The organism is Bradyrhizobium sp. sBnM-33 (genome assembly GCF_032917945.1).
GTDB lineage: Bacteria > Pseudomonadota > Alphaproteobacteria > Rhizobiales > Xanthobacteraceae > Bradyrhizobium.
Map to the genome: position 1 here is coordinate 1,623,304 of NZ_CP136624.1, position 22,683 is coordinate 1,645,986.

Genomic DNA, 22,683 nt, shown 5'->3' on the forward strand with positions numbered 1-22,683 from the left:
GCACGCAGTGCCTCACAAAAAGAACGAATTAACGTCGATGACAAAAAAATTCCCGAGCCAAGCCTTCGAGCAAGCTGGAGTGGACTCGTCGCGTCAGCAGCGTTGTTTTTGCGTACTACCACATTCCTCTTTAGCCGCGGTCGAAACGCCAAGCAAAAGAGCGGCAACGATTAACCCGAGGTCCGAATGAGACCTGAAGTTGCACCATTCGCTGCCGAGTCCGACTTACGCAAGGCGAAGATCACCGGAGGGAAAGTCTTCGCTAGCGATTTTCGGGTGAAGGATATCGCTCAGCAGCTTGGTTGGCCTGATGAATGTGCCCATGCACTGATTATCCGTACAGCCTTCATTGACCGTCCCTTCGTCCGCCTGAACGTTGAACGCCTTGGCCCACAGAATCAGCCTTTTCGCACGATCACAGCTGATACCCTGGCGGAGCACGGTTTGGACAACACAGCCGGCACGGCAACGGGCGCAGGAATGTTGCAGCTATGCCCGCCGAACCGAGTACCGCAGTACCTAAGCCAGCCTCTGGCGATTCTTCTGTTTCAAGATTTCCTGACCTTCCGTAGAGCAGCACAGGAATTGCGGGAGGACCGCGGCATCGTAAGCTACGGTACCCCAACTCCAATTGCCGATGAACGGTCGACTGCGGAGCTGTTAACAGACTGGCGATTGTTGATTGCCCCCGCAATACTATCGACGCAGCACTACCTGCTGTCTCTCTCACAACATCAACTATCAAGTCAGTTCGACCACGGGCACCTTCGGCTCGAGAAAGACCAGTTTACTCGGGCGGACGTGCATGATCCGGTCGCCAATGCGATATACGAAGAACTGTTGAAAATGGCGCCCGGAGAATTCTGCATTGAGACGACGACCTTCACGCAGCAAGTTGATCCTGCTTTCCTCGAACCGGAGACTGGCCTAGCGGGGGTCCAAAACGGCACACTTACAATGCTGGTTGGGACCCAAGCGCCTTATGCTGATTTAAAAGACATTCGCAAGGCTGTTGCTGCCGGCCTAGACAATCCTGCTATACGCGATGTCAAAATCCTCAGTGTCGACCTCGGGGGCGGCTTCGGCGGCCGTGATAAGTCGCCGTTCGTTGTCCAATTGGCCTTTGCTGCAGCTTTATCAGATCGCCCCGTCAGGCTGGCATATGACAGGTTCGAGCAATTTCAGGCCGGGTTAAAACGGCATGGCTCCGGCGTTCACACGTTGATATCAGCCAAGCCAGATGGCTCGCTTGATCGAGCGCTTGTTCACTTTGTATTCGAAGGTGGTGCTGAGCTTAATCTCAGCACGCCTGTGATGCAGTTAGGGGCCCTTCACGCGACGGGATTCTACAGATTCAACAAAGTCAGTGCGAATGGTGTAGTTACACGACGCCCCGTTCCTATCGTAGGCTCGATGCGAGGCTTCGGAATTCCACAGGTCGTTTTCAACATTGAAACGGCCATCGACAAGCTTGCTACTCTAAAGCTCAATCGCGATCCTATCGGCGTTCGCCGTCAGAATGTTCTGCAATACGATTCGGATCCGCAAAAAGCAGATCGCGACATAGCAGGTACCCCGCTCTGCTTCCATGTCGCCAATGCGGAAGTCTGTGACAGAGCTGCCGAACACCACCTGTGGAAGAATCGTGACGAAATCCGAAGAGAAGGAGCGGCAAGAGGCCTCTATTGTGGCGTCGGCTTTGCCGGTTGCATGGAAGCCTACGGAACAAGCGGAGATAGCCAATATGCTGCAGTGCAGCTCGAACTCGACGGGCAGATAACGGTCTGGAGCCAATCTGTAGACCTAGGTCAAGGAGCACGCCGGTCTCTAGGAAAAGTCGCCGCTGACACATTCCGGGCTCCCGCCGATGTGTCGCTGGGCAACGCAGAGCCTTTCGTTTCCTTCGCAGAACAGCTGATCGCGAAGGGGACGACTTATGGCCATCAGGCTACGGCTGCATCGAAGACCGCATTTTTCCATGTTCACGTCTTGCGCCAAGCCTGCGACGCATTGATCAGGCTCAAGATCTTTCCCGGGATACGCGAACTGGTTAACTTCGATACTTCGGACGAAGACCTCTTCGATGCTTGGCGTTCGGATGGCTTCCACGTCGGCGAAGGCAAGCCCGTGTCGCTCAGTACGATCGCCGCACACCTTGATAGGACTAGCGCTCCGCGTTTCGCAATTGCGCATGGTTACTTCTCGAACGGCTGGTCTCGGGCCACTTTCATGGACGGGGAGCGGTCTTTCACATCTTTTATTGATGCCCTTGGCTTTGCTAAGGAAGCGACCTGCCAAGCCACCCTGGTGCCAACTCAAGGCGATCCAATTTTCCCGCCAGCGCACTCGGCTGTTGGAAAGACACGAGTCCCCCGTTCGGCGTACGCAGCCGGCGGCCACCTAGTGGTCGTGGAAATTGACCCAAAGTCGGAAAGTTTGCGGGTTACGGCTGCGGTCTCATTCCTGGATGCTGGCGATGCAATCACGGCGACGATCCTCCACGGCCAGGTTGAAGGTGGATTCCAAATGGGACTGGCTCATGCACTCTTTGAGCAGTTGCCGCCAGCAAGCGGTCAGGACCGGTTTGTAAACTTTGATCGATACATCGTTCCTCGAGCATCGGATGTTATTGCGATAGATCTAGAAACGGTTCTGTTACCTCTTCCTGAAGGCGGTGCGCTGAACGAGCTGCAGGCTAACATTCGCCATAAGGGGGCCGGTGAAATTACGATGACGACGGTCGCTCCGGCGATCGCAAACGCAATAGCGCACGCTCTGGGACATCACGATGAAGACGCTTGGCCTTCTGCGCTACCGATCAGATACAAAGACCTGAAAATCCGGAGCCGTCCAGGTGCTTAGAAAAACCACCGATGTCAGCCTCGTTATCAATGGTCAGCTTCATGACCTTGGAGATGCACCTGCCGACATGCATCTCGCGCACTACCTTCGCGAAGTCGTCGGTCTTACCGGAACCCGCATCGGCTGTAGCATCGGGGAATGTCGAGCATGCACGGTATTGGTTCGGCATTCGCCGACAGAACCACCCACAACGAAGCAATCGTGCATGATTAGCCTGCGTCATGTGAACGGGTGGGAGGTAACTACTATCGAGGGTGTCGCAGTGGGCGAACAACTTCATCCAATCCAGGACGCAATTCTTCACCACGATGCCATGCAATGCGGGTTCTGCAGCGCCGGATTTGTGTTGGCTGGTGTGGTTGCTTGCGAGCAAATGGCGAGTCTTGAGGGGCAGGATCTCGACACAGTCGTCGAAGCGGTAACGGGCCATAACTTGTGTCGATGCACGGGCTACGCTCGGTACCGCAGTGCAATCACGCAGGTCGTCGCGTCTTATGCCAAAAAGAAGTCCTCGGACACGCCGTCGTCGATCTCTGCGCATTTCGGAGCGGCTGTTTCAAGGGATCGCTTTCTGTCGACAGAAATGCCGCTCCGCGAAACGTTGTCTTCCGATATTCAAGACGCACTTCGGTACGTCCCGCTCTTTGACAACCCATTGCTCGAACTTATCAGATTGTTGCGCGATGCGGCCGAAATCGAACACTCCCTACTTGTCCAATACTTGTTCGCTGCGTTCTCGATCAAAACGCCTCAATATGCGGCCCTGGCAGGTTGGCCAAGCCACAGATACGGAGGCCGTCCCCTTCATGTGCTCGGCGTAGCGATTGAAGAGATGGTCCATTTGGATGTTGTGAATAATCTACTTTTCGCACTTGGCGTCGCGCCACATCTTGGCCGACAACAGTTCCCCTATGAACAAGAGATTTATCCGTTCGATTTCAAGCTTGAGGCATTGAGTTTGGAAACCATTGCGAAATACGTTTATGTTGAAGCATCCGCTCGAGCAGTTGACCCGGATGCGCAGACGAATGAGGAAGATAAGCTCTTCGTGGAGCGCCTGTACAAGGTGCTGGGTACCACTCGCCCAAACCGGATTGGCTCGCTCTATCACAAAATCGAAGCGGTTCTCGATCAATTGCGGATGCGTCATCCGCGTCTCATTGACTTTGGGCTTTGGCAACGCCGGCTCGAAGAGGTGCGAGAAGAAGGAGAAAGCGAACACTTCGAATTCTTTCGCTCGTTGTTTGATGGCACGCATCCCGCGCTGCCGGGTCTTGAGGTCTGGGATCCGGCAAATCGCGACTACCCGGCATTCAAGCTGTCCGTGACGAGCGGTTTGCCGTTAACGGGCGAACCGATCCCGCACCACAAACACCCCGCGCTGAGGCATCTTGGTAATTTGCACTACTGGATTGTGTGTATGTTGCTTGATCAGTCGTACAGGCGTGGCGGGCGGTTTCATAATGCGGCGCGTAGGCACATGACCGGTCCGCTCCGCAGTCTGGCGACCGAGCTGGCGCGTGACGGAGAGGGGATGCCATTCGACGTCCTACCTTCAGGGTACGCGCCGGGGGCGGATACTTTGGTCAATTTACAACTGACCATGTCGATGCTTGGTGAAATTGCGTTTGCGGAGAAGCGCTTCGCGGCATTCCTGCCCTTTGATTACTCCAGTCGGTGCGCTCTTGAGACGACGCAGGAGTTGCGTATGACGTCCTGATGGCCGCAAACACTACCGAAATGACGGAAGTGCGCGCGATTGTTGTTTCAATTGTTACAGGCTATCGGTGGGGTGTTCCTCGATCTCCGAGAATTGTTGCATGGCGGAGGAACTTGGTCGCATGGAGGTGGGCTTCTAAATTGGTGAATAAGCGATCTCGACATCGCGTTCATTCTGCCAAACGCTGAATATCACAAGTACAAAGCATATCAGACGAACGGTCAGTCGGCACCGCTCCAAGCGGTCAAGAAATCAATTCAGAAGACCTACAGCACCTCCGAAAGTTTCGGCGATGGCCAAGTCGTCGTCATCACATTCACAGACGGTTTGACCTTTGGGGTGTTGCCGGTTTTCGAGAACAAAGACAGCGATAGCTTCACCTATCCGAACGAAAACGACGGGGGTAGTTGGAAGGTTTGCAATCCGCGAGCAGAAATTGCGGCGATCTCCAAGAGAAGCGAAGCGACCAACAAGAATATGAAATATCTGGCTCGCATGAGCCGCGTCTGGCGCAAACACTGCGACGTGCCAATGAGCGGGATGTTGGTCGACACTCCCGGCTATCAGTTCATTGAGAATTACCAGTACCGCGACAAGTCATTCGTGTACCACGATTGGATCATGCGCGATTTCTTCGATTTCCTTTCAAAGCAAGACCAGAAGCAAACGTACTGGCGTGCACCGGGTAGCGGCTCCTCAGTGACTAGAAAAGGTGTCTTCGAGTTCAAGGCCCGGAGCGCCTATCTTCGCGCGTGCGAGGCCAGTCGTATATATTTGAAGGGGTTCTCCCTGATCGGAAGGCCCCACTCGCGTCTCGCAACCTCGAATGCATGACGAAGGATGACCAGCTCGCGGCGCACTGACGGCGCATTGACCAGCTTGAGCCGGTCGTCGCGATACTGGCTGACCGTTGCGCCCTACAGATTGCTCAGGCTTGTTTGGGACATCCCGTGGGCCAATAGCTGGCGAATGCGCGACCGCTCAAAGACGGCCCCTCGCTTCCTTGGCGTGATCTACTGCTCGTACCGCTTCAGCAGATCAGCGATCGTTAGCTTTCTCATCTCCTTGATGTCGGTGGGCAGTTCCGCCCGATCAATTGATCGCTCCTTCTCACGTGCCCAAGCAATGGCGTCGGCGCGGGTCGCGAAGGATTTTGACAAGGCGGGATAGCCAGCGCGGCGCACCTGCGCTTGCCACGTCTGGCCTCTTTTTCGGATCGTTGGCATGTTTTTCCGTCCAGCTGTGACAGGGCTGTGACGGACTGGGTTTTCAGAGAGATCAGGAAGCGCGAGGGCCAAGCAAAAACTTGAGTGAAATAAACACTCTAGTATTGTCGCGCCGCACCGGGCGATGATGATAACTACGTTTACGCTATAGCCCTCCAAAATGACGCCTGAAAATCAGCCTTAACCGACTGAAATGACAATATTATCCAGACAGTTGATTGCAAACCTCCCAGGGATTGGTTTTGGGGATCAGGTTCTGTAGGTCGTAATCCAGCAGGTTTTGCCGCGCCTCCATCGCGCTAGGTGCGGCTATTCGAGTCTCTCGACCGAATGGCTACTTTGTGACTGCGACCTCAATCAGCTTCGGCTTTTTACGAAGCGGCGTGTGGCGTCCGTCTTCACGATACGGATCGAGTTGTACTGACTGGCAAGCACCTGATAGTCGACGATCAGCTTTCTCGCCAAAAGGTAGGCCAGTGCCGGGTTCATCCGCCTCGGTTCCCACCCATAGCGCTGAGCGACCTGTCCGGTATCAATCGGCATCGACGGATCATTGACGAGGTCAGCCGCAATCCGCAGTGCGTCCTCCTGGGGCGACCATTCCATGAAGTGTTTGTCGAACGTGGCGAAGAGATCCGCCTTTGGGAGACCACGGTCGAAACTGACCGTCACCAGGTCGCGCAGCTCATGCAATGCGTCTTCGATGTCGTCTTCCGACACATCGACCGCCGTTGCCAACTCGCCTGTGCTTTTCTGAGGATCACCAAACATTGCATCCTTAGTTTCCTCGACGAAGACCTTGGCGATCGCCGTTGCGATTTTCGAATACCCGATGGCCGGCAGGTCGATGCTGCTGGGTATCGGGCCAAGCGGGGGCTTACGGGAGACACCATGAATGTCATTCACAAGGTCGCGCACCCCTTGATCGAAGTGCGAGACGTATAGCTCCGGCGAAAGCATGCCCGACAAGAGTGGCGGGAGCTCGCTCGCCGCGAGACCATGGCGGAGCGCGATGAAGCGTGCCTGTCCGGAAATGCGTCGGACCAAGCCTGCATCCATTTCCTGCTGAACCCAGGGCTTTTTCATCGCGCTGGGCGTCAGCAGCACGAGGAAATGGGTGCAGTTTCCCAACCCTTCGTCGATCTTCCGGCGCAGGCTGTCGCCGGAGCGGATCTCCCATTCGGCCCACCAAGTGTCGATGCCGCTCGCCATTAATCCTCGGGCCACTTTCTCGGCCATATCACGGTCTTCAAACGAATAGCTAAGGAAGGCTTTGGGCGAGCCACTCTGCACCGGCAAAAAGGCGGTGGCTTCCAGTTCTTCAGCGCTCATGCGTTCCTTGACGATCGCGAGGAGCTGCGGCGAGCCCTCGATGCTCAAACGCAAATCGTCGAGCGCTTCTCCATGGACGAGCACGGCCGGGAATTCACCGGTGTTGGGATGGCGAATCGTACTGAAGCGCTCCCTCAGCTCTTCCTTGATAGCCTCGATCGCGGCCGACTCGATGTCCTTCGCGAAGTCCCCTGCGTTGAATGCCCGCCCCTTGTATCGCAACCCCATAGATCATCCCCACCGCGTGTTCGCATGTTACCTATTATGAACATATGAGGAACAAAATTCAACGGTGCTGCAGCCTTGAGCTCGGGCGCGGGAGCGCTTCCATGCCCTTATTCCACAGATGACAAACGCCCGCGTGAATTGTCCAATAAGACTCAACTTTGGATGAACGGCTCGTGGGTGCGAATCAGCATGAATTTCCAGTACGGCATTGACGATTGCGATGTGGCTGACAAGAGTCGACTCAGGCAGTATCGAGAGAAGCGCACCGGATGGCTCTACATGCTTGCAGGCGACCCGGACCACGCCGTCTCGAAACAGATCACAGCGATGCTTTGGAACGACGCAGTCTTTCGGGTGACAAATGAATCCCGGCGACTGTCACGGTTGGGCGGCTACAAGTCGTCGGCGCGAAACTGGTCCATCGCCCAGTTCATGGATCAAGGCTTCGTCGCCGTGCAGACTCTGTCGATCCGCAGGCTGATGGACAAGGCGGCGTCGAAGCCTGCACGGCAGGTCATCTCATTGCGCCGAGTGCTCGATGACATCAAGGCACACCGCGAACTCATCACGCGAGAGAATTATGTCGCCTACGATGGCCTGCCATATAATCCAGAACCCGGCGAACGCGCCTATATGGAGAGCCTCGTCAAACGGGGCGGTGGCGTCCATACACAGTGGTTGCCGACAACAGGACCACAGGCGTGGTCAGTTTCGCAAATGGTCCACGAACGGTTCGACAAGTTGTCCGGCGTTGCGCACGATCAGCGGTCGCCGAGTGATGTCATCGCTGATGACGTCTTCGACAAAATAGAGGCCATGCTGACTAAAAGCGGGTGGCAAGACATTGCCGAGTTCGGCAACAAGTTCATTGCTCACGCCGCCGACGAGCATTCGCGCAGTACTTTGTTGGACGGTCAGAACGGCTTTTCTCTCGACAAGCTTGCGCGCTGCCATGAGGGCATTTGCCGCGCTGCGGCTGCGATATACGGCCCCATCCTGTGGGAGGGATCGAGCGGGTTGCTACCCATCCCCCAGTTCAATCACTTCGACAATCTCGAGGCCGCATGGCTGCTGCCTCAGGATATCGAAACGCTTTCCGCATTTTGGGATGCGCATGTCGAAAATGTCGAGTCCTGGACTGAGGGGGATCCGTTCGAAGAAAAGCCAGACTGACAGCCGTCGGTCCTTCCCTTTGCCCTTCTCAGGAGGAAGCCATAAAGCACGCTGGTTATGGATCGCGTCGCCCGGAGACGATCGCAATAATGTTCACGACGGAGGCCGTCGCTTCCAGGCTTATCGCCGCATCTCGGAAACCAGCGGTTCGCGTGTGCGTGGTGTGATTGGCAAGATCGAGGGCCGAGCGCGCGTGCTTTCTGAGTTCCTCGACCGCACCGCCTGCAAGCTCGACAGCGATATACGCCTCTATCATCCTCTTGAAGTCTGAAGGACCAACGGCCTTGCCGTCGAGGATCGGGTGTCGCGCGGCCACGAAGACTTCCTTGGCTAGTGAAAGAAGGGCCTCACGGCAGACGAGTCCCACGCTCTGATATTCAACCTCAGTCTGCGCGGCTTCCAGCTTCTTGCGAGCAATGCCGATCTGCTGGTCGACAAGACTCCAGCCCGTAGGAGAAATGACAGCGGGCGCGCGTCCAGAGCGAAGCCGAGCAGCAAGGGGATCGATCAACTCGGCGATGAATTGGCGGCGTGACTGATAGCTTGGAAGGTCGCCACTGCTCCAGCGGCCATACCACTGCCAAAGATCGGAAAACGGAACTGGGTTCTCTATGCCCTGAGCGGTGAGTTGATCGCTGAGCTCCCCGAAGAGCGTGCGGTACTCCGCGTCGACCTGCTGAATTCTTGGCCCGCCGGTCGCGACGCCGATCAAAATGTCGCGGATCCGATCCAGCGCGGCAAGAATGGGCGCATTGCGTGGTGCGGCCGAGAGATGGGTTTTCTCGTAGTGCTTGATTCCCGTGGCCGTCAATTTCGCGTCGAAGACCATTCCTTCCGGCGCGCGTTGCGTGCTGTGCGTGATCAAGCCATCGCGTCGTAGGTCATCCATGATGGCATCGAACAGTTCGTTCTCGTCTGGAACGGTCGCTTTTGCGGCGGCATTCGCGTCATCGACCGCGACGTCAACAGGGCGTGGCTGCCGCTCATAGAGCTTTGCCAGAATGGCTTGCTTCCAGAGTTCAGATACCTCGCGCTCATTCATGGACGTTCGCCGATCATCTCTCAGGCCGATGGGGATCTCTTATCAGATGATTTCGGGCTTGAGGCGTCCGCTGACGGGCATGAGAATACCCCACGGGTAAGGCGGGTTCGCTTCCCTTTGGTACTGATACACGATCAATTCGGGGAGGTTGCGCTTGTCGTACAGGCATCCGAAACGGAAAACGACGCTGTTCTGGGCTGCCAGAAAACGATGGATGCGACGGATGCCCAGGTTACCTGAGCGGATCGCTGTTTCAAGAAACTGCTGACCCAGTGCTCGCTGCTTGTCTTCTGACCAATGGCTGTCCGGAAGACCACCGTCCAAGGACAAGGATATCTGCGCAATGCCGGCGAGCTTCTTGGCGACGCCGACCGCATGAACCTGATACGACACGGAAACAAGCAGAGCGACTTCTTCAGCGCCAGCCGCGCCCTCATCGATTCCATCAATGGCAAAACGCTTTTGGTCGTCGGCCGCATCCAGAGGACGCCATTTTTGCTGATGGCGGTTCCAATCGAAGATAAGTGTCGACGTCTCGTCGTCGATCAGCACGCCCGTCAGGAACGTCAATGGCACCGGCGCCAACCCAGGAGGACGCAACCGATACGGCGTTCTTTCGGAAGTATCAGCGCATGAATCCACGAAGCAAGGAGCGCCTGCGCGAGATGTTGAAGATCCTCCACGATGAGGACGATTGATGCATTTATCGAAGCGGCCCAAAAAGGCAGCGAACGACTTTTCCGTCCTGCTGCGAACGGTTCTTGGTGAAGACCGCTTCCCCGTGGACGTCAAAGCCCTTGCCATGGAGGTTTCGAAGAACTTCGAAGATCCCATCAGCCGAATCGAGGGGATCGAAATCAACGGGTTCGAGGGCATGCTGCGCGCCAGCCGGAAGAAGCCGGCGTGGCGAATCCTCTTCAATACGACGACGCGATATCCAGGCCGGGAACGCTTCACGTTGGCGCACGAGTTCGGGCACTACGTCATGCACCGCCGGCCATTGACGGCGGCCGACTACGCGAACGGCGCGAGCCCGATAGGCCTGGACTTCGAATGCTCGCCTTTGCAGAGCAACAAATGGAAGGAGTCAGACAGAGAGCGCGAGAAGCAGACACCTTTGCGTCGTTTCTGCTGATGCCGATCGACGATTACCGCCAGCAAGTGAGCGGCAGGCAGATCACGTGGTCGCTTTTGAATCATGTCACCAATCGCTACGGTGTTTATCTATTGGCCGCGGTCCGCAAATGGATCGACTTCACAGACCTGCGAGCGGCGATCCCCCTCCGCCCGGCCGCTCTTGCCCTCTGCTACCCGGTCTCGCCGACGGGCAGGGTTGCAGCGCAGCGCTGCGCTCCAACCCAAGCCCATAGGAGAAAGACCATGACCACGAATGCGAACAACACCCGACCGTTGAAAATGGCACGACGGTTTTCATCCCCCTCAACAAGCTCAAGAAGCACCCGAAGAACGCCCGGAAGACCCCGCACAGCGATGCGTCCATCGAGGCGAAGGCCGCGAGCATCGCCGCCAAAGGGATGCTGCAAAACCTTGTGGTGGAGCCGGAGCGTGACGGCGAAGGCGAGCGGACCGGCTTCTTTCTTGTGAGTGTCGGTGAAGGCCGTCGGCTGGCGGAGCTTCTGCGCGTAAAGCGCAAGGAGATCAAGAAGACGGAGCCGATCCGCTGCGTCATCGACACGGCCAACGACCCCGCCGAGATCAGCCTTGACGAGAACGTCACGCGCGAGAACCTTCACCCTGCCGACGAGTTCGAGCGTTTCCGCGAGCTTGCGGACAATCACGGATGGGGAGCCGAGGAAATCGCGGCCCGGTTCGGCGTCACCCCGCATGTGGTGAAGCAGAGGCTACGCCTTGGCGCTGTCAGCCCCAATCAGATGCAGGTTTACCGCGACGGCGACCTGACCTTGGACCAATTGATGGCCTTCGCCATCACCGAGGATCATGCACGGCAGGAGCAGGTTTATGAAAACCTGTCCTACAACCGCGAGCCGTGGATCATCCGCCGCGACCTGACCAAGACCAATGTGGCGGCAACGGACCGGCCCGCGGTCTTTATCGGCGCGGAAGCCTACACGGAAGCGGGCGGCAACATTCCCGCTGCGCTGATTACCGGCATCCGTTCCGACCTTCCCGGCCAGATAAGAGAATAACGTGACTGAAAATGGATGAAATCAATGTGGTGGCTATACAAAATTGGTGATCATGTTGGTGTGGGGATGTCCCGGGTTCTGTTGAATTTCTGAAGAGGTCGGCGTTGCCCCCCTTGAGCCGATAGGCTCGGGGTGCTGATTCCACAAAGGAGAGCAACGCCATAACGAGAGATATCACACCGGCTGGTTGGCCGGCGACCGGGGCTGTGGACGAAACGTTTGCGGAAGTACGGGCGAGCTTCGATCGGTTCTGCCTTGCGGCGGGGATCGAGGCGCTCGGCACGATGATGGAGGCGGATGTGACGGCGGCCTGCGGGCCGCGCCACGGTCGCGATACGGCGCGGCGGGCGCATCGTTGGGGCCGAACGCGGGGACGGATCGGCTTCCACGGCGGCAAGATCGTGGTCGAGCGCCCGCGGGTCCGGGACGTGGACGGCCGCGAGGTCACGATCCCGAGCTGGGAAACGGCGGCGGAGGAAGACTGGCTCGGTCGCTGGGCGATGAACCTGATGCTGATCAATGTATCGACGCGCCGGTTCGGCCGCGCTGTCCGGCTGCCCGAGGGTGACGTGCCGGCACCGCCCGGATCGGGGATTTCGAAGTCGGCGGCCTCGCGGAGGTTCGTAGCGCTGTCGGCGGCGCGGCTGGCCGACTTCATGGCTGCCGATCTGTCCGCACTCGACCTTCTGGTGATCCAAATCGACGGGCTGCATCTCGGCGACGATCTCGTGCTGGTCGCCGCGATCGGGGTTGACGGCGAAGGCAACAAGCATCCGCTGGCGCTGGTGGAAGGGGCGACCGAGAATGCCGCAACGGTTCAGGTCCCTGCTGGACAACCTGGTCTCGCGCGGGCTCGACCCGACGGTGCCAAGACTGTTCATCGCCGACGGCGCGAAGGCGTTGTCGAAGGCGATCCGCCTCACCTTCGGTTCGGCCGCTGCGATCCAGCGCTGCCAGATCCACAAGGCGCGCAACATCATGGAACGCCTGCCGAAAGAGCATCATGCGGCCACCCGTCGGGTGCTGCGCCAGGCCTGGGAGCTCGATGACGCCGACAAGGCTGAAAAATTGATCCGCAATCTCGCGCGTCGCCTGGACCAGCAATGGCCCGGCGTAGCGGCGAGCATCCTCGAAGGCCTCGACGAAATCCTGACTGGTCCGGTTGAAGCTGCCGAAGGAGCTTCGTCGATCGCTCGCTTGTACCAACATCGCCGAGAACATGATGGACACCATTCGCCGCGTCACGCGCAACGTCAAACGCTGGCGAGATGCCGGTATGGCCTTGCGATGGGTCGCGGCCGGCATGATCGAGGCCAACAAGGGCTTCAGACGATTGAAGGCGCATAAGCAATTGTCGGTTCTGCGTGCGGCCCTTCAAGCTCGCCACAATCGCATGACGATCAACCCCGTTGCCCACGTCACGAGGGCCGCGTAACATTCATTCCGGCAACGTCAGCCCGACGTAGTTCAACAGCGATCGGGACATCCCCCATTTGTGATCCTGTCGGGGGTTACGATTTCACGAGCACCTGGCTCGATGCTTTGAGATTTGCAATTGTCATGCCGGCGAACCTCAGCTGCGATTGAAGACAAGCCATGTTCAGAGCTGGATGCTCGTATGTTACGAAGGCTGATCGAGCGGAATTGGGGCGGCGAGCGGCCGCGCCAGGGCGGTCTGGATGTGAGGTAGAAGAAGCTTCAGTCGGCAGGGCGAGGCGAAATCGTGACCGATGCGCACCGCAGCGGGCCTGGGCTCAGAGTCTCGCCATGCTCATAGCCGCCCGCCCAGCATAGATCTTATTGCCGCCGTTCCCGCTCGCGCGGCAGGCTGGCTATTAGATCCCATCACAAAAGTTTCTATGTCTCGCACGTGTTACCGTGCGCCAGGCAATCGTCCGCGCGGAGCGACTGACCACCGAACTGATCAGAACCGTCGACAGGCTGTTCGCGCCTTTCCCGCTCGATGAAGAGAACAAGGCGCAGCGCGCCCGCGCGGTCGATCAGCGCAAGCGTGTGTTGACGGAATGGCTGAATGCGCAGGCGGCGCGCGACAGCACGCGATGAGGCAGCATGGCGTCTGAAGCCGTGCCCTGCGCTGATGTTCGTCAACGGCGCCGGCGAACTTGACCAAAAACACGACCAGGACCTGCGCGATACCTGCGTCATGCTGCTCGATCGCGCCGGCTGCGACTTGCTGACGATCTGCGACATCACCGGGCACTCGTACCGAAGCGCGCAGACTATCGTGAAGCATTACCGCGCCCGCAATGCGGATCGCGCAGATTCCGGCATCGATCGGCTTGAATTGCAGGTTCGCAAGGAAGGGATGAAGGGCTGATCGCCGACCGGCCCAATCTCATTTCGGCGGCCTTGTAGCCCTGCACGATGCTGTGGTGCTCGGCGCGTTAATATTCGGGAGCGGCCAACGCGGCCCTATCCCGAGTTGGGCGCTGTGATTGTAATTCCCACAGCCGGCCATCGGCTCCAGCAGCTGGTCAAGCACACTCGACTGCGCGCGGCGCTCCGCATCCTTTCGGATGGTGACATTCCCTACGATCCGCATCGACGGTCCCCTGCGTACCGGATTCCATCCGGAACACTCCGAGAACATCACCACTCGTCGCACGGCGTGCGACGTACGACTACAAAAAACGTCGCACGAGACCCGGTTTGTTCTGTGGAGGAATTAAAAAGCCCTTGCGGGCCAGCCTCTCGAGGGCGGTGGGCGCACCAGGGCTCGAACCTGGGACCCGCTGATTAAGAGCACGCTTCCATCATCGATTTTTCGCGAGAATTTTTCCAACTGAGTCGAAACCCGATCATTATAGATCAATGGCTTACAGCCAGAAATCCAACTGCCCGGGCGCGCTTGGCGCGGCGGATCGACGGATCTGAGACTCCGGGCTGGATGTTTAATAATTGTCATGTCGCGTCCATTAACCGATTGAGCCGGGCAAGAATTCGCCCCCGATCCATATGTGAACAAGCCCGGTGTGGCGTTCGGATTTTAGCGCGCTTCCTATTTCCTGCATGTATGTTGCGGCTCCCCAAGGTGATTGCGGGTGCTTGGATACCCGTTGGACGGGAGAACGTCTTTTCGATACCTGCCGTATTCAGCCTGCTAGGAACGAAACGAAAGATGGCTGGAAGGTACGGTAGGCTGGAAACTCGATACCAAGGTCGGCCCGTCCGTGATCCTGGTTCTGGCGGGAATTCTTCCGCAGGTTACCGGAAGAAAAAGGACGACCGGACCGCCCTCTTGAAGGCCATCGATCTCAGCCAGGTGATGAGAAAGCCCTCGGATCCGATGTGCACGCTTGCTCGCAAGTTCACGATGATTTCTAAGACTACCACTTTACGCAAGCATCTCTTTCGAAGCGAAGGTTGCGCTTCAGTTACAGCAATTCGCGTCGGCACCGCCTTGCGGCCGAAGCCATCATCGACGCCACCGTACGGCTCGTGAAGCGCGCGAGCCTCGAAAAGGCGGCCGGCACTGACGTACTGGTCGCACGCAAGCTGTGGGGCATCACGGCCGGCGAGCTGCGCCATGCCGAGGATCACATGCTCTTGCTGGGACGCAAGACCGCGATGGAGCGCGTTGCAACTTCCTGCTCGAAATGGACCGCCGCCTGGCCGTCGCCGGCATGATGGCGCTGCCGATGTGCCGGCGCGACATCGGCGATTATCTCGGCCTCACGCTGGAGACCGTGTCGCGCGCGCTGTCACAGCTTCACGCGCAGGGCATTTTGGGCTTCTCCGGCGCCCGCCAGATCGTGCTCCGCAACCGGCAAGCCTGCACAATCTCGACGCCTGGCCTTTCTCCCTACTAACGTTGTCCCCAGCGACGTGACCGACCGAACCGGCTTCGGCGGCGGCCACTTCTTTGCCGCGATCAAGCCGCACGCCGCGTCTCCGGCATCACCAGAAGAAGGCTCGTTGCCGCACGCCGGACAGTTCGAAGAAGGCGGCATTGCCGAACCGCCGCTTACGTAACCGCCAGGGGCGGTGCTCAGCGAGCCCCCTATGCCGCACGGTGCCGACAATGCCCTCCACATCGCCGCCGTATCGCTCGGAGGGCGGCGCGGCGGGGTCCGCTGAGACGCCGACGGTCGAGCCTCATAGGCGCGGTCGCCTTCTCGCGGACTGGAGATCCGTCGAGCGGTGACTTCGGATCGCGGCCGGGGATCGACAGGTCGCGCGGAGCTTCCGCGCCGCCGGTCAGCGCAACGGCGTCGTATTCATTGAGCATCTCGCGCGGATCCTTTTCGCTCAAGGGAACGACGAATTCGTGAAAATGCTTCACCCGCTCGGCGACCGGGGCGTACTTGCGGTCGTGCCGTTCGATTTCGAGAAAACCCGTGATCTTGCCTATTAAACCCGAAGTACCTGCCGCTTAAGTTCGTTCTGTTTGTTCCTCATCGTCATTGCGAGGGAACGGACGAAGTAATCCCGTGTATCCGATGAGAAAGTATGGATTGCTCACATGGGGAAGTGGTGCGTCAATACGGTTTGTCAGCTCTTTGTTCGATTGCAGGCCAGCTCTTCGTCCCAACCCGTTGGCTATGGAGATCGCGCGCGGAGATCAGGTCAAGGTTGGCCCGTACGGCCGCCGCGAAGCGGCTTGACCTTGACGTGATCGAGAGCGCCATCAGGCTTTCGTGGTCGGGCGTAACTGGGCCGGAGAACTCCTTATCGTCAGCGATCCAAAATTCGAGCCGGTTTGGCGATGTGGTTTACGTGCCAGATCAAACTCACATTCGGTCAGGGGGGCGACTGCACCATAATTCCGCTTGCGGCGGGCAAGCTCGAGAGGACGAGGCCATTCTTCATTGCGGCGTTTGAAGCCATGCAATCCATCGGTTCGTCCACCCGGATCGGCCGAGCCTGATCGGGCCGCGGCGGATTTGTTTCCTTACGAGAGAAGCTTTGATCTCAGACGCTCTTCATCACGGCTGCCTCGATCACAACACCAGCCGTCACGTACTTGCGCGCCAGCGCAACGATTGCGGTCTTGCGACCGCCTTGGCTGTGCGTCTTGAACCAGCGAGCCAGCGCCGATTGCGGCTGGTGCCGCAGCCACAACCAAGCGAGCTGGATCATCGTGGTTGGCAGCCGTGGACTGCCGGCTTTGGACACGCCCTGCTCCCGCTCGATGCCGCCGCTGCGCCAGGGCGTCGGCGCGGGTCCCGCATAAGCAGCAAGCTGGCGGCGGTTGAAGCACTGCCAGTAGAAGGCCTCCGACCAGAGAGCGGCTGCAAAGTTGGGACCCATCGCCTTCAATGCCAACAGCATGGTCATCGGGGCCGGCCCCGTCGTCTCAGTCCCAGGCTTTTCGGCAGCAGCCAACAACGCATCCTGCTCGACTTCCACGGTCTTGATCTGTTCGAGCAGAAGTTCGAGACGATGCAGCTTACGGCTGATTTGCATCTTCCAAATGCGACGGCAACGCCCGAGCGTCTCCAGTGCGCAATGCTTCAAGCCGCGCCCGCCGGTCCTGCCGCAGCGGCGCGCAATCGGATATGCCCTGGGCGAACAGAAGGCCCTTGATCCGGTTCGATGCGCGATCCGTTCAGCAATCAATGTCTGCCATTCGCGGCAAACCCTGCGGCGATCTTCCTCTTCAGGTGAAGATGCCGCCACCATCGCACAGACCCGTGGCTCGCGCGCTTGTAGACCAGAAGCGCCCGCAACAGCGCCTCGCCATCCAGCCTGTCCGCCTTGGCCGGCCTCCGGCGCCGGGAGGTCGCAATCGATTCGTGATCGACCACGTGGCTCTCAATGCCTTCCTGTTGCAGAACCCGGTGCAGCCAGAACCCGTCAAGCCCCGCCTCCTGAATCCTGACGATCGGATTGGTCTGACCGGTTCGGGCCGCCGCCTTGCGCTTGAGTTCCGCAAACAGTTTCATCAGCTCAGCCGGCTCGCCCCTGTGACGCTAAGCCTGGACATCTTCTCGCCCTTCCCGGGCGAAGGCGACGTGACCAGCCACGTCGAACGGCTCAGTTCCAAAACACAAAAATTGCGCCAAACTGCGTCCTGATAGCGGTCGGTCCGTCGGGAGGATGATCGAGCAACATCGTCGTCTCGATGTTGGGTGGTTTCTCGCAACTTCAGTATGGCCAGATCTGGTCGCTATCCACTCTCTTCGCTGCGCTTGCAATGATGGGGTGTGATTGCCTACGCCCTGATCGCGATTTTCGGCTCGGCGTCCGCGTTGGCGGCCATTTCGCGCAGCGCACGCCGGTACTCGTCCGGCATCAGCTTGCGGAATTTGGGCAGCCAGCCCTTCCAATTGGCAAGGATGTCGGCAGCGCGCCTGGAGCCGGTCGCCTTGGCGTGGCGCGAGATCAGGACGTGCAGCCGCTCGACGTCGGAGTCGAGCAGGTTCTTGAACACGTCGACCCGGCCATGCGCCTCGAGGTCACCGGAGTGATGATAGGTGCCGGCGTTGATCAGCTCTTCCGACAGCACCGGCTCGAGCTCGGCCATCGGGAGGTTGCACAATCTGTCGAAATTGCCGCTCTCGTCGAGCACATAGGCGATGCCGCCGGACATGCCGGCCGCGAAGTTGCGTCCGGTCTTGCCGAGCACGACCACGATGCCGCCGGTCATGTATTCGCAGCAATGATCGCCCGCGCCTTCAACCACGGCGACCGCGCCCGAGTTGCGCACGGCAAATCGTTCGCCAGCGACGCCGCGGAAGTAGCACTCGCCTTGAATGGCGCCGTACATCACGGTGTTGCCGACGATGATGCTTTCTTCCGGCACGATGCTGCTGTTCTTCGGCGGCTTGACGATGATCTTGCCGCCGGAGAGGCCCTTGCCGACATAGTCGTTGGCTTCGCCTTCGAGCTCGAAAGTGACGCCTTGCGCCAGCCAGGCGCCGAAGGCCTGGCCCGCGGTGCCCTTGAGGCTGACATGGATCGTGTTATGCGGCAGCCCGGCATGGCCGTAGATCTTGGCGACCGCGCCCGACAGCATCGCGCCGGCGGAACGGTTGGTGCTGTTGATCCCTGCCTCGATCTTGACCGGCGCGCCGCGATCGAGCGCGGGCGTGGCCTTCTCGATCAGCGCGCGATCCAGCACCGCTTCCAGATGATGGTTCTGGCGCTCGGAATGGTAGATCTTCTGGCCCTTCTCTTCCTTCTGCCGCACGAACAGCTTCGAGAAGTCGAGGCCCTTGGCCTTCCAGTGCGCGACCAGCTTGGTCTGGTCGAGCAGCTGGGTCTGGCCGATCATCTCGTTGAAGGTGCGGAAGCCGAGCGACGCCATTATCTCGCGGACTTCCTCGGCGACGAAGAAGAAGTAGTTGATGACGTGCTCGGGCTGGCCGGCGAAGCGCTTGCGCAGGACCGGGTCCTGGGTCGCGACGCCGACCGGGCAGGTGTTGAGATGGCACTTGCGCATCATGATGCAGCCGGCCGCGATCAGCGGCGCGGTGGCGAAGCCGAACTCGTCGGCGCCAAGCAGCGCGCCGATCACGACGTCACGCCCGGTGCGGAAGCCGCCGTCGACCTGGACCACGATGCGGCTGCGCAGCCGCTCGCGCACCAGCGTCTGGTGGGTTTCGGCGAGACCAATTTCCCAGGGGCTGCCGGCGTGCTTGATCGAGGTCAGCGGCGAAGCGCCGGTGCCGCCCTCGAAGCCGGCGATGGTGACATGGTCGGCGCGTGCCTTGGCGACGCCTGCGGCGACCGTGCCGACGCCGATCTCGGAGACGAGCTTGACCGAGACGTCGCCCGTCGGGTTGACGTTCTTGAGGTCGTAGATGAGCTGCGCCAAATCCTCGATCGAGTAGATGTCGTGGTGCGGCGGCGGCGAGATCAGGCCGACTCCGGGCGTCGAATGCCGGACCTTTGCGATGGTCGCGTCGACCTTGTGGCCGGGCAGCTGGCCGCCTTCGCCGGGCTTGGCGCCCTGCGCCATCTTGATCTGCATCATGTCGGAGTTGACGAGATACTCCGTGGTCACGCCGAAGCGGCCCGAGGCGACCTGCTTGATCGCCGAGCGCATGGAATCTCCGTTCGGCATCGGCTTGAAGCGATCGGCCTCTTCGCCGCCTTCGCCGGTATTGGACTTGCCGCCGATTCGGTTCATGGCGATCGCGAGCGTGGTGTGCGCCTCGCGCGAGATCGAGCCGAAGCTCATCGCGCCCGTGGCGAAACGCCTGACGATGTCCTTGGCCGGCTCGACCTGGTCGAGCGGCACCGGCTTGCGCTTCTCTTCCTCCGCGCTCTTGACCCGGAACAGGCCGCGCAGCGTCAGCAGCCGCTCGGACTGCTCGTTCAGGATCTTGGCGAAGGCGCGATAGCACTCCAGCGAATTGCCGCGCGCGGCATGCTGGAGCAGGCCCACCGATTCCGCGGTCCAGGCATGGTCCTCGCCGCGGCTGCGATAGGCATATTCGCCGCCGACGTCGAGCGCGGTCTTGTAGACCAGCGCCTCGCCGAACGCGTCGGCATGGCGGCGCACGGCCTCTTCGGCGATCTCAGCGAGACCCACGCCCTCGACGCGGGTATGGGTGCCGGCGAAGAATTTCGCGACGAAGTCGGCCTTGAGGCCGACGGCATCGAAGATCTGGGCGCCGCAATAGGACTGGTAGGTCGAGATGCCCATCTTGGACATCACCTTGAGCAGGCCCTTGCCGATCGATTTGATGTAGCGCTTGACGATCTCGTAGTCGTCGAGCGAGCCGGGCAGGCGGTCCTTCATCGCGATGATGGTCTCGAACGCGAGGTATGGGTTGATCGCCTCTGCGCCGTAGCCGGCAAGGCAGGCGAAGTGATGCACTTCGCGCGGCTCGCCGGATTCGACGACGAGGCCGACCGAGGTGCGCAGGCCGGTGCGGATCAAATGATGATGCACGGCGGCGCAGGCGAGCAGCGACGGAATCGGCACGCGGTCGGAGCCGACCATGCGGTCGGACAGGATGATGATTTTGACGCCCTCGCGCACCGCGCTTTCGGCGCGTGCGCAGAGCTCGTCGAGCACCTGGTCCATGCCGGCCGCACCGAGACCGGCGTGGAAGGTGGTGTCGAGCGTGCGCGACTTGAAGTGGGATTCGGCCACGTCCGAGATCGAGCGGATCTTTTCCAGATCCGCGTCGGTCAGGATCGGCTGCCGCGCTTCAAGACGCTTGGTGGTGGCAAGGCCCTGGAGGTCGAACAGGTTCGGCCGCGGTCCAATGATCGAGACCAGGCTCATCACCAGCTCCTCGCGGATCGGGTCGATCGGCGGGTTGGTGACCTGCGCAAAGTTCTGCTTGAAGTAGGTGAACAGCGGCTTGGCCTTGTCCGACAGCGCCGAGATCGGCGTGTCGTTGCCCATCGAGCCCGCGGCTTCCTCGCCAATGGAGGCCATCGGCGTCATCAGGATGGTGATGTCTTCCTGGCTGTAGCCGAACGCCTGTTGGCGATCGAGCAGCGACAGGTTGGAGCGCACGCCGGTGGTCGGCACCTTCGGCAGTTCCTCCAGCACGATCTGGGTCCGCTCGAGCCATTCCTTGTAGGGATGGCTCTTGGCGAGTTCGGCCTTGATCTCGTCGTCGGGAATCAGGCGGCCCTGTTCGAGGTCGACCAGCAGCATCTTGCCGGGCTGCAGCCGCCACTTGGTGATGATCTGGTCCTCGAGGATCGTCAGCACGCCCATCTCGGACGCCATCACGATGCGGTCGTCCTTGGTCACGAGATAGCGCGCCGGCCGCAGGCCGTTGCGGTCGAGCGTGGCGCCGATCTGGCGGCCGTCCGTGAAGGCGATCGCTGCGGGGCCGTCCCACGGCTCCATCAGGGCTGCGTGATATTCGTAGAAGGCGCGGCGCTTCTCATCCATCAAGGGATTGCCGGCCCACGCCTCCGGAATCATCATCATGACGGCGTGCGGCAGCGAGTAGCCGCCCTGCACCAGGAATTCGAGGGCGTTGTCGAAGCAGGCGGTGTCCGACTGGCCTTCATAAGAGATGGGCCAGAGCCGGTTGATGTCCTTGCCGTAGAGCTCCGAGCTCACGGACGCCTGACGCGCCGCCATCCAGTTGGTGTTGCCGCGCAGCGTGTTGATCTCGCCGTTATGCGCGATCATCCGATAGGGATGCGCCAGCGACCATGCCGGCAAGGTGTTGGTCGAGAAGCGCTGATGCACCAGCGCCAGGGCGCTCTCGAAGTCCGCCTCATGCAGGTCGGGATAGTACTTGCCGAGCTGGTCGGCGAGGAACATGCCCTTGTAGATCACGGTACGGCAGGACATCGAGCATGGGTAATAGCCCGCGAGGCCGCGGTCACGGCGCTGGTAGATCGCCTGCGAGATCGACTTGCGCAGGATGTAGAGATGGCGCTCGAAATCGTCCTCGGTCTTGGCGGTGCCATTGCGGCCGATGAACACCTGCATGCAGGCGGGCTCGGTCGGCTTCACGGTGACGCCGAGCGAGGAGTTGTCGGTCGGCACGTCGCGCCAGCCGAGCAGGGTCAGGCCTTCCGCCTTGATCTGGTCGGCGATGATGCTCTTGATGACGTTGCGCCAGGCGGTGTCGCGCGGCATGAACAGCGCGCCGATGGCGTATTCGCCCGGAGCCGGCAGCGTAAAGCCGAGCTCCCCGGCCTTGCGGCTGAAGAAGGCGTGCGGGATCTGCACCAAAATGCCGACGCCGTCGCCGGCGCGCGGGTCGGCGCCGACCGCGCCGCGGTGCTCGAGATTGCAAAGGATGTTGAGCGCGTCCGAGACGATCTCGTGCGACTTCTTGCCCTTGATGTTGGCGATGAAGCCGACGCCGCAGGAATCCTTCTCCAGGCTCGGATCGTAGAGGCCTTCGGCCGGCGGACGCGAATTGTGTTCCTGAATCGGATCAGTCGTTTTCGAGGCGACGGTCGCCGACAGCTCTTCTGCCATGATGTTTGCGCGCTCGAATTGCGACCCGTTCATGTCCTCGTCCTCTCCATGCGGCA

General features: G+C 59.8%; 13 protein-coding genes and 4 pseudogenes. 11 read left to right on the forward strand and 6 right to left on the reverse strand.

Features of this window, described 5'->3' with window-relative positions; genetic code table 11:
* Positions 1-186: 186 nt before the first annotated feature.
* The 3 genes from RX328_RS07650 (at position 187) to RX328_RS07660 (ending at position 5,416) form a co-directional block, all read left to right on the forward strand.
* The gene (locus RX328_RS07650) at positions 187-2,862 is read left to right on the forward strand and encodes a xanthine dehydrogenase family protein molybdopterin-binding subunit (RefSeq protein WP_213251423.1); all 2,676 of its coding nucleotides are present in this window, start codon (positions 187-189) and stop codon (positions 2,860-2,862) included.
* Positions 2,855-4,582, forward strand: a complete 1,728-nt coding sequence (locus tag RX328_RS07655; RefSeq protein ID WP_213251424.1) for a ferritin-like domain-containing protein — start codon at positions 2,855-2,857, stop codon at positions 4,580-4,582. Before RX328_RS07650 ends, RX328_RS07655 begins: the two co-directional genes overlap by 8 nt.
* 174 nt (positions 4,583-4,756) lie before the next feature.
* On the forward strand, positions 4,757-5,416 hold the full coding sequence (locus RX328_RS07660; protein ID WP_249726361.1) for an SMODS domain-containing nucleotidyltransferase: 660 nt from the start codon (positions 4,757-4,759) through the stop codon (positions 5,414-5,416).
* Positions 5,417-5,595: 179 nt separating this feature from the next.
* Here RX328_RS07660 and RX328_RS07665 read toward each other — a convergent pair whose 3' ends face one another.
* Both RX328_RS07665 and RX328_RS07670 read right to left on the reverse strand, forming a co-directional pair.
* A complete protein-coding gene (locus RX328_RS07665; protein ID WP_108516991.1) occupies positions 5,596-5,808 on the reverse strand; it encodes a DUF2188 domain-containing protein in 213 nt (70 codons plus the stop codon).
* A gap of 357 nt (positions 5,809-6,165) precedes the next feature.
* A complete protein-coding gene (locus RX328_RS07670; protein ID WP_213251425.1) occupies positions 6,166-7,368 on the reverse strand; it encodes a toll/interleukin-1 receptor domain-containing protein in 1,203 nt (400 codons plus the stop codon).
* A 189-nt stretch (positions 7,369-7,557) separates the two neighbouring features.
* Here RX328_RS07670 and RX328_RS07675 point away from each other — a divergent pair, with 189 nt between their 5' ends.
* Entirely contained in the window at positions 7,558-8,541 is a 984-nt protein-coding gene (locus tag RX328_RS07675) for a hypothetical protein (protein ID WP_213251426.1), read from the forward strand.
* A 55-nt stretch (positions 8,542-8,596) separates the two neighbouring features.
* Here RX328_RS07675 and RX328_RS07680 read toward each other — a convergent pair whose 3' ends face one another.
* Together RX328_RS07680 and RX328_RS07685 are read right to left on the reverse strand one after the other, a co-directional pair.
* Positions 8,597-9,583 carry a hypothetical protein gene (locus RX328_RS07680; RefSeq protein WP_213251427.1) on the reverse strand — a complete coding sequence of 329 codons (987 nt, stop codon included), beginning with the start codon at positions 9,581-9,583 and terminating at the stop codon, positions 8,597-8,599.
* A 42-nt stretch (positions 9,584-9,625) separates the two neighbouring features.
* Positions 9,626-10,153, reverse strand: coding sequence for an SAVED domain-containing protein (locus tag RX328_RS07685; RefSeq protein WP_249726344.1), 528 nt, complete (start codon positions 10,151-10,153; stop codon positions 9,626-9,628).
* Here RX328_RS07685 and RX328_RS07690 point away from each other — a divergent pair.
* From RX328_RS07690 to RX328_RS07720, 7 genes and pseudogenes are all read left to right on the forward strand, one after another.
* Positions 10,153-10,281, forward strand: a complete 129-nt coding sequence (locus RX328_RS07690) for a hypothetical protein (protein ID WP_256441656.1) — start codon at positions 10,153-10,155, stop codon at positions 10,279-10,281. The genes RX328_RS07685 and RX328_RS07690 overlap by 1 nt on opposite strands.
* The gene (locus RX328_RS07695) at positions 10,281-10,718 is read left to right on the forward strand and encodes an ImmA/IrrE family metallo-endopeptidase (RefSeq protein ID WP_213251429.1); all 438 of its coding nucleotides are present in this window, start codon (positions 10,281-10,283) and stop codon (positions 10,716-10,718) included. Before RX328_RS07690 ends, RX328_RS07695 begins: the two co-directional genes overlap by 1 nt.
* A 245-nt stretch (positions 10,719-10,963) precedes the next feature.
* Positions 10,964-11,712, forward strand: a pseudogene (locus RX328_RS07700) (ParB/RepB/Spo0J family partition protein); the annotation flags it as partial.
* A 200-nt stretch (positions 11,713-11,912) separates the two neighbouring features.
* Positions 11,913-13,186 (forward strand): annotated as a pseudogene (locus tag RX328_RS07705) (IS256 family transposase).
* 443 nt (positions 13,187-13,629) lie between these two features.
* Positions 13,630-13,815, forward strand: coding sequence for a hypothetical protein (locus tag RX328_RS07710; RefSeq protein ID WP_213251430.1), 186 nt, complete (start codon positions 13,630-13,632; stop codon positions 13,813-13,815).
* Positions 13,784-14,089, forward strand: a complete 306-nt coding sequence (locus RX328_RS07715) for a hypothetical protein (protein WP_213251431.1) — start codon at positions 13,784-13,786, stop codon at positions 14,087-14,089. Before RX328_RS07710 ends, RX328_RS07715 begins: the two co-directional genes overlap by 32 nt.
* 1,073 nt (positions 14,090-15,162) lie before the next feature.
* Positions 15,163-15,601 (forward strand): annotated as a pseudogene (locus tag RX328_RS07720) (helix-turn-helix domain-containing protein); the annotation flags it as partial.
* Between the two features lie 1,082 nt (positions 15,602-16,683).
* Here the strand turns inward: RX328_RS07720 and RX328_RS07725 are convergent.
* Positions 16,684-17,826 (reverse strand): annotated as a pseudogene (locus RX328_RS07725) (IS110 family transposase).
* Positions 17,827-17,926: 100 nt separating this feature from the next.
* Positions 17,927-22,660 (reverse strand): glutamate synthase large subunit, encoded by a 4,734-nt coding sequence (gltB, locus tag RX328_RS07730; protein ID WP_213251433.1) that lies wholly within the window; start codon positions 22,658-22,660, stop codon positions 17,927-17,929.
* Positions 22,661-22,683: the final 23 nt, after the last annotated feature.